At 34.9% G+C, this 12,539-nt stretch carries 13 protein-coding genes; 1 reads left to right on the forward strand and 12 read right to left on the reverse strand.

Annotated elements, in window-relative coordinates; translation table 11 throughout:
• Positions 1-171: 171 nt before the first annotated feature.
• The 10 genes from KI356_RS01790 to KI356_RS01835 form a co-directional block, all read right to left on the reverse strand.
• Entirely contained in the window at positions 172-876 is a 705-nt protein-coding gene (locus tag KI356_RS01790) for a metallophosphoesterase family protein (RefSeq protein WP_212934645.1), read from the reverse strand.
• Between the two features lie 407 nt (positions 877-1,283).
• Entirely contained in the window at positions 1,284-2,660 is a 1,377-nt protein-coding gene (locus tag KI356_RS01795) for an ABC transporter substrate-binding protein (protein WP_212934646.1), read from the reverse strand.
• Between the two features lie 27 nt (positions 2,661-2,687).
• A complete protein-coding gene (locus KI356_RS01800; RefSeq protein WP_212934647.1) occupies positions 2,688-3,509 on the reverse strand; it encodes a carbohydrate ABC transporter permease in 822 nt (273 codons plus the stop codon).
• Positions 3,506-4,438 carry a carbohydrate ABC transporter permease gene (locus KI356_RS01805; protein ID WP_212934648.1) on the reverse strand — a complete coding sequence of 311 codons (933 nt, stop codon included), beginning with the start codon at positions 4,436-4,438 and terminating at the stop codon, positions 3,506-3,508. The genes KI356_RS01800 and KI356_RS01805 overlap by 4 nt, the downstream gene beginning before the upstream one ends.
• Complete coding sequence (locus tag KI356_RS01810; protein ID WP_212934649.1) at positions 4,438-5,535, reverse strand: ABC transporter ATP-binding protein; 1,098 nt, start codon at positions 5,533-5,535, stop codon at positions 4,438-4,440. The genes KI356_RS01805 and KI356_RS01810 overlap by 1 nt, the downstream gene beginning before the upstream one ends.
• Positions 5,532-6,098, reverse strand: coding sequence for a glycerol-3-phosphate responsive antiterminator (locus KI356_RS01815; RefSeq protein WP_128282753.1), 567 nt, complete (start codon positions 6,096-6,098; stop codon positions 5,532-5,534). The genes KI356_RS01810 and KI356_RS01815 overlap by 4 nt, the downstream gene beginning before the upstream one ends.
• A 309-nt stretch (positions 6,099-6,407) precedes the next feature.
• Positions 6,408-7,088, reverse strand: coding sequence for a GNAT family protein (locus KI356_RS01820; protein ID WP_212934650.1), 681 nt, complete (start codon positions 7,086-7,088; stop codon positions 6,408-6,410).
• Between the two features lie 216 nt (positions 7,089-7,304).
• Complete coding sequence (locus KI356_RS01825) at positions 7,305-8,177, reverse strand: ankyrin repeat domain-containing protein (RefSeq protein ID WP_212934651.1); 873 nt, start codon at positions 8,175-8,177, stop codon at positions 7,305-7,307.
• Between the two features lie 289 nt (positions 8,178-8,466).
• On the reverse strand, positions 8,467-8,970 hold the full coding sequence (locus tag KI356_RS01830) for a nitrous oxide reductase accessory protein NosL (protein WP_016093379.1): 504 nt from the start codon (positions 8,968-8,970) through the stop codon (positions 8,467-8,469).
• A gap of 136 nt (positions 8,971-9,106) precedes the next feature.
• Positions 9,107-9,361: a hypothetical protein gene (locus tag KI356_RS01835; RefSeq protein WP_128282751.1), complete on the reverse strand. Its 255-nt coding sequence runs from the start codon at positions 9,359-9,361 to the stop codon at positions 9,107-9,109.
• 255 nt (positions 9,362-9,616) lie between these two features.
• Here KI356_RS01835 and KI356_RS01840 point away from each other — a divergent pair, with 255 nt between their 5' ends.
• Positions 9,617-10,921: a CitMHS family transporter gene (locus tag KI356_RS01840; RefSeq protein WP_212934652.1), complete on the forward strand. Its 1,305-nt coding sequence runs from the start codon at positions 9,617-9,619 to the stop codon at positions 10,919-10,921.
• 66 nt (positions 10,922-10,987) lie between these two features.
• Here the strand turns inward: KI356_RS01840 and KI356_RS01845 are convergent, their stop codons facing one another.
• Entirely contained in the window at positions 10,988-11,680 is a 693-nt protein-coding gene (locus KI356_RS01845) for a response regulator (RefSeq protein WP_128282750.1), read from the reverse strand.
• On the reverse strand, positions 11,680-12,539 hold an 860-nt coding region (locus tag KI356_RS01850; protein WP_212934653.1), incomplete at its 5' end, for a sensor histidine kinase. The genes KI356_RS01850 and KI356_RS01845, both read right to left, overlap by 1 nt.

The following is a 12,539-nucleotide window of genomic DNA, read 5'->3' on the forward strand; positions in this document are numbered from 1 at the left end:
ATATTTCTTCTCTTCATAACGAAAGAATGTAATTATAATATGTAATTTCATTTTTAACTATTTCCTTCTATCGTTTTTCTTGATATAGAATTTGGAAGATTTATTATAAAATCTCTTCCTTAAATTTTTCTTAATAAAAAATTGAAAGAAATAAGATTTCCCTTATCCCTTTCAATTTTTTACTACATACACCTTTTTACTCGGCAACTCCAAACAATTTAACTGGCCACCATACACAGCACCGCCATCAATCCCTATAATACGGTTATCCCCAAAATACACATTACAATTATCATTTCCATGGAGCGTTTTTGTTTCCGTATGACCAAATACAACAAACTTTTTGCCACTATATCCACTATGAAACTCATTACGGATCCACATTAACGTATATGGTTCAGATTCAGAAACTCGTTTCATCGGCTCAACACCAGCATGTACAAATATATACTCTTCTGTTTCAATGTAATGATCTAATTCTTGAATGAACTTTACATGTTCTTCTAATACATGAGATTGTAAAATCGGCTTTTGGAAGTCCTCCTCATTAACCGCAATCTCTTCTTCTACAAATCCATAGCTATATAACGTTTTATCGCCACCATTTCTTTTTACCCAATGATTCCATGAACGTTCCTCATCTGTCGTTAACGCCTTAATCATCATATCTTCATGATTTCCCTTTAAAACGAAAGCTCCCTCTTCTTTTAACCCTTTCACCTTTTCAATGACAGCACTTGCATTCGGGCCACGATCTACATAATCCCCCAACAAAATTAGTTGATCCTGTTTTGCATCGTAGTGAGCTTCTTCCAATAATCGTTCGAACTTTTCTATTTCTCCATGAATATCACTAATAACAAGAATTCTTTTCATATTATCCCCTTCTTTCTAAACCATTCTCTTTCTAATTATAATTCAAAACGACAGAAACTTCTGAATCACATTTATTACAAACTAAAACTATTATCCTTACAACAATGTAAGTCTCTTGTCATCCAATTCGATAGTTGCAATTACTGCATTTCCTTATACTAAAAGTAAGAAATGAAATAAAAAACAAGGAGAGATGAGATATGAAAAAAGTGATGGAAGTTGTAGTAGCGGTGGCAGAGGTTTTCGTAAATGGTAAACAAGTTGCAATGGAGTTAAACAAATAATGAAAAAGACAACATTCATTCTAGACCCTTTACTCATATAAAAGAGATAAGACTTCATCATTTCTTTGATCCCTTATCTCCCTATAAAGAAAGCCGTATCCCTTTTAAGGATACGGCTTTCTCTTATTTTTGACTCGTACGAGCTGAAATGCTAATTGCTCTATCTGTCGCTTTGGCAGCTTCATCTAACGCTTCTTTACTATTCTTTCCGTCATACATTGCTTCTAATGCTTTTACGACTGCATCTCGTGATTCTGGGAATACACTAATTAGTGCCCCTTGCGTTGCTGGGGATTGCTTCGTCGCTTGCAATTGTTCTACCGTTACTTTTAGTTGTGGATATTTTTCATATTGCTCTTTTACTAACGGCTCATTATATGCATCTGGATTAATTGAGAAATAGCCTGTTGCAGTATGCCATTTTGCTTGTACATCTGGCTTCGTTAAATATTTCATAAAGTCCCAAGCACCTTGCTGTGTTTCTTCTGAAACCATATTCGTCATCCATAATGATGCCCCGCCAATGACAACACCATTTTGTTTCGAATCTTCTGGATATGGAATATACGAAACGCCTACATTAAACTTCGATGCATCAATTAAATCACGAACACCAGCTGAAGAATCTAAATACATAGCAACTTGTCCAGACTGAAACGCGGCACGAATATCATCCCAACTTGCTCCATACTTTCCAAGCGCACCAGCTTTATTTAATTCATCTAACATCCCAAATACTTTTTGACCTTCTTTTCCGTTAAATACCGCTTTCTGTGCAGCATCTTTACGACCATTTTCATTATCTACATATAAAGCACCTTGTGTCGCTAACAACTCTTCAAAGAACCAACCATAATTCAGCATTGAAAATCCATACTGCTTTACATTTCCGCCTTCTTTAATCGTTAACTTTTTCGCCGCGTCTTTTAACTCAGCATATGTTTGTGGAGCTTTCTCTGGATCTAATCCAGCCTTCGCGAAAGCATCCTTATTATAAATTAATACTGGTGTAGATGAATTAAATGGCATAGAATACATTTTTCCATCAACTGAATAATAATTCGTAATTGCTTTTTCTAATTTTGATGTATCATACTTATCTTTTTTAATCCAACTATCGATAGGCGTAATCTTTTTGCTATCAATCATATATTTCGTTGTAATTTCACTCGATTGAACAAGAGCTGGCGCTTCTTTCGTTGCAGACATCGTTTTAAACTTCGTTAAAGACTCTTCGTATGTCCCTTGGAACTCTGCCTTTATCTCGTATTTATTCTGCGACTTATTATAGTCTGCAACAAGCTCATCTAGCACACCTTGTGTTTTTCCACCCATTGCATGCCAAAAGCGAATTACAGTTTTATCACCATTTTTTTCAACAGGTGCTACTTTTGCCTGTGCTTCAGATTTCCCCTCTGTTTTACTACTTGAACAAGCTGCCCCGGTTAATGCCATTGTGGCTGCCATTAAAAGAGCAGCACTTTTTTTCAATAAACTCATCTCAATCCCACCTTTTCCTATGTATGCTTATTTAATTGCACCTTTTGTTAATCCTTGTTGCAATTGCCTTTGCCCTAAAAATAATAAAATCAATGTTGGAATTACGATAACAGTGACGCCAGCCATTACACTTCCCCAATCAGTTGCAACTTCTTGAGACTGGAGCTGCTTCACACCAATTTGAACTGTTCTTACTTTTTCATCAGTGGTCACTAAGAGTGGCCATAAATACATATTCCATGTTGTTAAAAAGCTATATACCCCAAGCGTAATAAAACTCGTTTTACAATACGGAATTACAACGCTGAATAAAAACCTTAAATTTCCAATCCCTTCAATAAAAGCAGCTTCTTTCAGTTCATTCGGAAGTGTCATAAAATGCTGACGTAGTAAGAAAATACCGAAAGCTGTTGCAAAAAATGGCACTGTCATCCCAGCAAAGCTATTGATCCATCCGAAGTTTTGAATCGTTAAAAAGTTTGGTACCATCGTTGCTTCCCACGGAATGAGCATCGTTGAAATAAACAAGAAGAAAATAAAGTTCCTTCCTTTAAACTGAAGAAAGACAAAAGCATAAGCTGCTAAGCTTGATACGATAAGTTGTCCAATCATTACAACTGTCGATACAATTAAACTGTTATATAAGTATGTAAAAAGCGGTACTTTTTGAAAAATATTAATGAAATTATCGAAAGTAAATTGAGTCGGAAATAACCTTCTCATTTGAATATCATCTGGCGTCATAAAGCTTATTAAAAACGCATAGAGTACAGGAAAAAACACCATTACTGCACTAATAATGAGCAGCATGTATAATAGGAAATTTTGTTTCCACTGTTTAACGATCATTTATAATGCACCTTTCTCTCTGCAAACTTGAATTGAAGTAATGTAGCAATGAAAATGAAAACAAATAATACCATTGCTTGTGCACTTGCCGTCCCAAATTGATGATTCACAAATGCCTCTTTATAAATCGAGTACACAATTAAATTCGTTGCATCATTCGGTCCACCATGTGTTAAAATATCAATTTGCCCAAAGCTTTGGAATGCACTAATTAAAGTTACTGTTACGATAAAGAATAAAGTTGGTGATAACATCGGTAATGTAACGCGGTGTAGCTTATATAAATAGCTAGCGCCATCTATAGATGCACTCTCATATAAAGACGTATCAATATTTTGTAAACCACCTAATATAACTAAAAATGCAAATCCTGTATTCACCCAAACAGTTGTAACAGATACAGAAAACAATGCCCAATCTGGACTCGTTAACCATGCAATTGCAGGAAGACTCATAGAGGCTAATATATTATTAAATAGTCCTACGCTTGGATGGAATAAAAATAGCCAGATTACTGCACTAGCAGCTACTGATATCCCCATCGTTGAAGAAAAGAGCACTCGGAACAACCCAATACCTCTTACTTTTTCATTTGCAATTAATGCAAGAAATAAAGCAAATACAATACTAGTAGGCACTGTATATAAAACAAATAATAAAGTTGATTTTACACTTTTGTAGAAAGCAGGATCAGAAAATAAATATTGATAATTTTCTAGGCCCACAAAAAGATTTGCTTCCCCGTGTATATCTGTTAAATAAAAACTATAGTAAATCGTCCTAAACAATGGATAGAACAGAAAAATTGAAAATAGCAAGATGGATGGTGCTAGAAATAATAATCCCGTTCTTAACTCTTTTGTTCTGCCCCATAAATTCTTCTTTTTTAATACTTTTGTTTGAACTGGTAACTTGCCTACTTCAATCATTATTTCGCCACCACTTTCAACTCTTCTTCAGCTACCACTTTTAATCGTTCATTCGTATTATGGTGAAAGAAGCATAGTTTTTCTGGCGAGAATAATAATTTTACCTTGTCACCCTTTTTCAACAGCAACTGTCCAACAACTTTTGCACTCCAAGTTGTCCCATTTACCATAAAGTTTAATATCGATTCATTCCCTAACACTTCTACAGATTGCAGCGTAACTTCTTGCCCTTCCTCAGACAATACAATATGCTCTGGACGCATACCTATACGAATATTCCCTTCTGGTAATTGTTTCAGTTGTCCCATAGATAATGGGATTTGTAATTGTCCTATATGTAATACACCCTTTTCTTTATCCAATTCACCATCATTCATATTCATGGAAGGAGAACCTATAAAACTTGCAACAAATTCGTTTGCTGGTTCGTTATATATATCAAGCGGTGTTCCAACTTGCTGTATACTGCCTTTATTTAAAACCATGATGCGATCTCCCATAGTCATCGCTTCAATTTGATCGTGAGTAACGTAAATCATAGTGATTCCTAATCGCTGCTGAATTTCTCTAATTTCAATCCTCATTTGCGCACGTAATTTGGCATCTAAATTTGAAAGCGGCTCATCCATTAAACAAATCGGCGCTTGACTGACAATCGCCCTGGCAAGCGCAACACGCTGTCTTTGTCCACCTGATAATTGACCTGGTTTCATTTTTACATACTCTTTCAGTCCTACCATTTCGACAGCTTCCATTAATCTTTTTTGACGCTCTTCTTTCTGTACTTTTCTTACCTTTAATCCAAATAAAATGTTTTCTTCTACAGATAAATGCGGATACAGCGCATAGTTTTGAAATACCATTGATAGATTACGATCTTTCGGTTCTAAATCATTTGCAACATGTTCATTAATAATTAAATCTCCAGAAGAAATTTCTTCTAAACCAGCAATCATTCGTAATAATGTACTTTTCCCACATCCCGAAGGTCCAACTAAAACAAAAAATTCTCCCCTCTTAATGTGAACCGATACGTCTTTAACTGCTGTTTCTTCCGCATCTTTATATACCTTTAATACATTTTTCAATTCAATCACAAGGTTGCACTCCTTTTTTCTTCTTGTATCCATACTTCATAATGACTTGTTGAAATTGCACTTGCTCCTGCACGAATTGCGATTTCTGCATCCTCTCGTGTTTGAATCAGCCCACCTGCAATAATAGGAAATTCTATTTCCTTTGCTAGCTGTTTAATAATAGAAGGCATAATACCAGGCATAATCTCTACTGCATTTGGTTTAGTCGTTTTACAATTTTCAATTGATTTTGTAAGAGATAAAGTATCAACAATAAAAATACGCTGAATTGTTTTTAATCCAATTTTATTAGCATTTCGAATTGTCGATCCCTTTGTCGAAATAATACCTTGTGCGCCAATAACATCTTGAATATACAAAAGCGCTTCCTCTGTATTCGTATTTAAGCCCTGTATAAAATCACAATGAAGAAATACATCATGTCCATTTTTCTGTAATTCATATACGCGCTCTGGTAACTCCAGCATTGAACCAGTCATAAGAAAAACTGTTTTCGGTAATTTTTTGTATGACTTATACCCTTTCCAATCCTTTATCATCGCTATATAAGGTCCCTTGAACATTTATTCCACCTAGCTTTTCTATTTTTCTCCAAACTAAAAACACCTACTTACATAGAACACCTTTCTCCTTATTTGAACTCTAGGGAATAGAGCACACCTAAGAAAGCGGCACGTTATATGTAAGCGGGTGTTCTCAAATGTTCTCTACCCTAGTTATTTTGTTATCTTTACTATATTACGTATTTATTAAGTCAGTTTTGATAGATTGTTAATTAGGTGTTAATCAAATGTAAATATTCACCATATCATTTTTTAAAATAAATCTATATATACGAATACACCTTAACAAAATGCAACAATGTTTGAAATTCAATCCATATGTAAATTCATGCCATAATTAATGAGTTTTAGTTTTCTTGCCACTGCTTGCGAAGCAAAGTTATCCCAAGAAGTACTATAAAGCGGAATGCGCTTTTCCTCTTGTATTGATATTGCCCAGGCTGTAACAACATCAACACCATATCCATTCTCTTGAAACTCCGCTAAAGTTTCCACACTTGCCTCAGCAGCTACGGGCGTACTTCTGGCACTGCAACATATAGAAACTACCTTTTCATTTTTTACAATTGCAAAATAAGGTTGCCTCCATTCCATCTGTTCTATTAGATTAGGAAAATTTTCTCGCAAAAGCTCTTTATTCTTCTCTGTTATTTGTATCATTCTGGTTGGCTTATGTAAATTATTAGGGAACATGAAAGCAGGACCCATCCAAATATTCTCCACCGTTCTCTCCTCATTTAATACTTCCATGATCTTTGCTATCTCTATGTGATTTGAACGTTCTCGAATTAATTTCTCAATCTTACTTATCATTTCACCATCCAGATTACAATGATATCTCGTTATATCCCCTTCACGAGTTTTGCTAAGAAAAAAACGTGGTGCTTTCGGATTTCCCTGTTCATTTACACTCTTTATTCTTCCTACTTGATTATGAACAAATAAAACCTCTGCCTGAATTGCTATTAACTCAAGTTCTGAAAATCGCATTTATATCCTCCTTAGTAGTTATGTATATAAATTCCATATAGCAAAGCTTTATAGAATACGTACATAAGAACTATTTATCTATTCCTCTTTTTAAATAATTTTTTCAAAACAAAAATCCCATTTAAATACACATTACTGAATCAATCATACTAAAATGACTTCTTCATTCTGTCTATCTAAATGGGATTATTTCGTGCTTTTTATTTCTTCAGCTTGTTATTCCGCCAGTTGTGGTTGCGGCTGTACTACTTCATTCGCTCCAGCTACCCTCAACATATTGGCAATATCTTTAAAGCCTCTTTTTTCAGCATATTGCAGCGGCGTAATATTTTCCTTATTGGCCATATTTACATCTGCCCCGTGGTCAATAAGCATTTGAATTACTTTCTTATGACTTTCACTACCATTTCCTAATACAATTGCTTCTAATAAAGCTGTTCCACCACGTTCATTCTTATAATTCACATCAATATCTGTATGCTCTAATAATTCTTTAACAACCTCTACATGGCCACGCTCAGATGCAGAAATAAGTGCTGTTCCACCTGACTTAGTCGTTTCCTTCGTATTAACTCCTGCATTAATTAATACTTTTACAATATCCGTATATCCTTCTCTACTTGCATAAAGAAATGGATTGCTTTGTTTTTCGTCTTGAATTTCAATATCAGCACCCGCATCAATTAATGCTTTAACTGTCTCTACATGATTTTGATACGTCGCTGCAAGGACAGGCGTTTCTCCGTTGTCACCTTCTACATTGATATTCGCTCCATCTTGGATCAGCTTCATAGCTGTCTCTGTGTCTCCAAGAGTCGCTGAAAGTAATAACTGTTTGTCCATTAAATTTATACTTTTTTCTTCTTTAACTTCTTCTTGTTCTTTATGCTTTTCTTTTTTCTTTTCGTTTTTCACATGAACCGGTTTCGATTCTGGTTCTTCTTGCTTATCGCAAGCCACTACCGTCATTAAAAGTCCTAATAACATACATAATAAAATTTTTTGTTTTCTCACAACTACAGCTCCTATGAAAGATAATGTTTTCTTAACCATTCCTCCATCACATACAATAACTCTTCCTGAGTACATTTATCCATAAGCCCTTTATATTCCTTCTTTAATCGGATTATCTTAAGCTTATTCTATGTTTCTCAACCTATTGGAATGATACGCCTGATGGCCTCATCATTAACATTATGAAGCAATTAGTTTAGCACGTTTTTACCGCATTTGTATACATTTCTAAAAAGTACATAAATGATTGCTTTAGGTTACTATATTCCATTGTAACCGTTCTTCTAAAATTTTTACACCTTTTCTATATTTGCACCTGAGTAATAATAGAAAAAGACAACTATATAGTTGTCTTTTTCTATTATTAATGATGCCCACCGTGATTCCCTGTTTTCGGTTTTCCCATCATCTCTTTATTCATTTCCCATTTATGCTCTGATAGCTCTTTATACGAAAGAACTTTCCCCTTATAGTTAGATACAAAACTCTCTGCATCTTTTTTATTTTTAAATGAAATGACATTATAAGCCATCGGTGTCGTTATTGTTTTATCATATACATAAGTAGCATCTTCTAACGAAACCCAATCTTTCGAATCATAATCTCGAACAAATTTTTCTTTCGTCTTTTCACCTGAATTGATCTCCATCCATTTATACATGCAACCAATATCATCAAACTTTAATGCTTTTCCATTTTCTAAAATAATTTCGGTTGCGAATTGATTATCGATTACCCCAATTTGGCAAATGTCACACTTATCATTTTTCTCATTAATCGCAACAGCTGTTAGTTCTTTTTTCCCACATCCTACTATCGTAAATATGAAACATAAACATATAACAAGTACGACATATTTTACTTTCATCAATATTCCTCCCTAGAAACCGTATACTCCACGAAAAGAATACCAAAAGGTTGTGTGAAATTTGTGAAAAAACAATGTTCTTTTTGTAATATATGGAATAAAAAAGAGATGTGCAGTTATTTCTACACATCTCTCATCATTCACAACCAGTAATTAATAAATCATCTTCTAACTTAACTAATAATGTATCCGCATCAATGTTCTGTCCAACTTCTACATTTACTAATCTTATATTTCCACTGATCCCTACTGCGATTTTTTCAATCTCACCGTCATTTTTTCGGATCATCATTAATTTTTCCCATTCATATACGTAAGAGGATTCATTAATAAAAATCTCTTCTACTATTCCTGTACATGAACTATAAATTTCTTCTATTCTTGTTTGCATTCAAAATCTACTCCCTACTTCACGCGCTTCTCTTTTTCACCTTATTCTACCATCCTTACATACAGGCATTTATCTTTTTAAAAATTCAAAATTACCTCGTGAACAAAATGATCAAAATAAAGATTATGCTTCTAATGATGTTATTTTTCAAATTATTTACCATTCGAATTGAACCTTCTATTATAAATAAAAAACCTTTTATCTGAATTTTTATTTTATTTTGAAAGCGCAATCATTTTTTGAGGGGGAGATTACATGTTAGCACTACTTGGATTTACGATGGTATTTGTCTTTATGTTTTTAATTATGACGAAACGTATGTCAGCGCTGGTAGCATTAATATTAGTTCCAATTACTTTCGCATTAATTGGCGGCTTTTATGCAGGCATGGGGCCTATGATGTTAGAAGGAATTCAAAAACTAGCACCTACTGGTATTATGCTTATGTTTGCCATTTTATATTTTGGAATTATGATTGATAGTGGTCTATTCGATCCTGTCATTAGTAAAATCCTAAAATTTGTAAAAGGCGATCCTTTAAAAATTGTTGTTGGTACAGCTATCCTTACTATTATCGTTTCATTAGATGGTGACGGAACAACAACGTATATGATTACTGTTTCCGCAATGTACCCACTATATAAACGTCTTGGAATGAATCCACTTATATTAGCGGGAGTTGTTATGTTAGGAGCAGGTGTGACAAATCTTACACCTTGGGGTGGACCAACAGCCCGGGTTATGAGTGCACTTGGACTAGATGCATCAGAGCTCTTTACACCACTTATACCAGGAATGATTGCTGGTGCAATTTGGGTAGTTTTCGTTGCCTACTATCTTGGAAAAAAAGAAAGAAAACGTTTAGGAATTATGGATGTACAGTATTTAAAACAAATGCAAACAATGGATGAACAAGCTGCAACAGTCGAAGCTGAAGTACATAAACGCCCTAAACTGCTATGGATTAACTTTTTATTAACTGTTTCCTTGCTCGTCTGTCTCATACTAGAAGTTATGCCGTTACCTGTTTTATTTACAGTTGCTTTTGCTATTGCTGTTATGATTAACTATCCAAACTTAGAACAGCAAAAAGAACGTATTGCTTCTCATGCAGGAAACGTATTAGCGGTTGTTTCTCTCGTATTTGCTGCTGGAATTTTCACAGGTATTCTATCTGGAACAAAAATGGTAGATGCAATGGCTCAAAGTGTAGTTACTCTCATACCAGATGCACTTGGACCCCAGCTTCCAATTATTACAGCTCTTCTAAGTATGCCGTTTACATTTTTCATGTCCAACGATGCTTTTTACTTCGGGGTATTACCTATTTTAACAAAAGCAGCTGCGGCTTACGGAGTTAGTGCAGCTGAAATGGGACGTGCTTCCTTGCTCGGTCAACCCGTTCATTTATTAAGCCCACTCGTTGCTTCCACTTATTTATTAGTCGGAATGGCAAAGGTTGATTTTGGTGAACACCAACGCTTTACTTTATTGTGGGCGGTTGGAACTACAATGGTGATGCTGATTACTGGAATTGTAATTGGGATTATTCCAATATAAGATGAAACTAGAAAAAACAGTAGAGGAAATGTAATCCTCTACTGTTTTTATTGTTGTGAAAGTCCCCTATGAAGAAACGCGGAAATACCTTCTCTCCGGTCTCCCCACACTTCCATATATAAGCTCCGCATGTACTTTCTTTCCAGAGATCAAATACTCTAAATAGCGCCTCGCAGTTGATCGGCTTACACCTACCATTGAACTTAGCATCTCTGCAGTAATTCCCTCCTCATTAACAGTTAACATATGCTTTTTTATTTTTGCTAACGTTAAAGGGTCGATTCCTTTTGGCGCATATTCTATTTGATTTGTCTGCACCCCTCTTTGGGACCATAGATGTTCAATCTGTTCTGAAGATAATTGAGCATTTTTCTTTAACTTCGTAATCTTCTTTTGATAACTTTCTAAACTTGTTTTAAACCGATCAAATGTAAGTGGCTTTACGATATAATCTGTTACTCCACCTCGTAAAGCATGCCGCACTACATCCGTCTCTGATGCGGCTGTAATCATAATAATATCTGTATCATGCAAATTATGCCTAATATACGTGACGAGTTCGGTCCCTTGCATGTCAGGTAAATATACATCTAATAAAACGAGTTGTGGCTTTACAAATTCTAACCATTCTTTCGCCTGTTCCCCAGTCGTTGCTGTTCCAATTACTTTAAACCCCTCAATTTTTTCAGTAAAACGACGATGAATTTCCGCAATCCGAATATCATCTTCTACAATCAATACTTCAATCCCCTCATTCATTACAATTCGCCTCTCTCTTTAGGTAATGCAATGATAAATAAAGCACCACCTAAATCCCCTTTTTCAATCGCAATACTGCCATTTAAATCTTCCACTAACTCTTTCACTTTCGCTAATCCATATCCACGTTTTTCGCCCGCTTTCGTCGAAAAACCTTTATAGAATATGCTTGTAATTATTTCATCATGAACACCTTGTCCTGAATCTTCCACTTCGATTAATATTTCTTCTCCAATATCTGTTACAAACATTCTTACTTTCTTATCATGCTCGTGATTTCTTTCAATTGCTTCAAATGCATTCGTGATTAAATTCCCTAAAATAGAAACAACGTAATTACTCTCAATATGCGGACTTAACTTTTCTAAACTACTTTCCCGATCTAACATAAAATCAATCTTCAACTCTCGCGCCCTATTATAAAATCCAATTAAAATCCCACCTAACCACGGATTTTGAATTCGTTTCATAATAAATTGAACGAACTCTTGATATACTGCCGTTTCCTTATGAATAAGCTCTAAAGCATCTTCATACGACTCTAATTGGATAAGACCCGAAAGCGTATACAATAAATTATTATATTCATGCGTTTGTGCCCGCAATGCCTCTGTATATTGCCGCGTTTGAGACAATTCTGCTGTTAATTGATCCATTTCAGATTTCAGGCGTAAGCTGGATACTACACCAGTTACTTTATGATTAACTTTAATAGGTAGACGATTGGCGATAACATCCTGCCCCTTTATATTTAATTGGCGATCAAATTGTTCTTCTCCGGTTTGAAGTACATCCAGTATCGATGAATTAGGAATAACATCTAAAATAAATTCTCCCATTATATTTTGTTGTTTATCTA

Origin of the sequence: Bacillus hominis (assembly GCF_018332515.1) — a bacterium.
Lineage (GTDB): Bacteria > Bacillota > Bacilli > Bacillales > Bacillaceae_G > Bacillus_A > Bacillus_A hominis.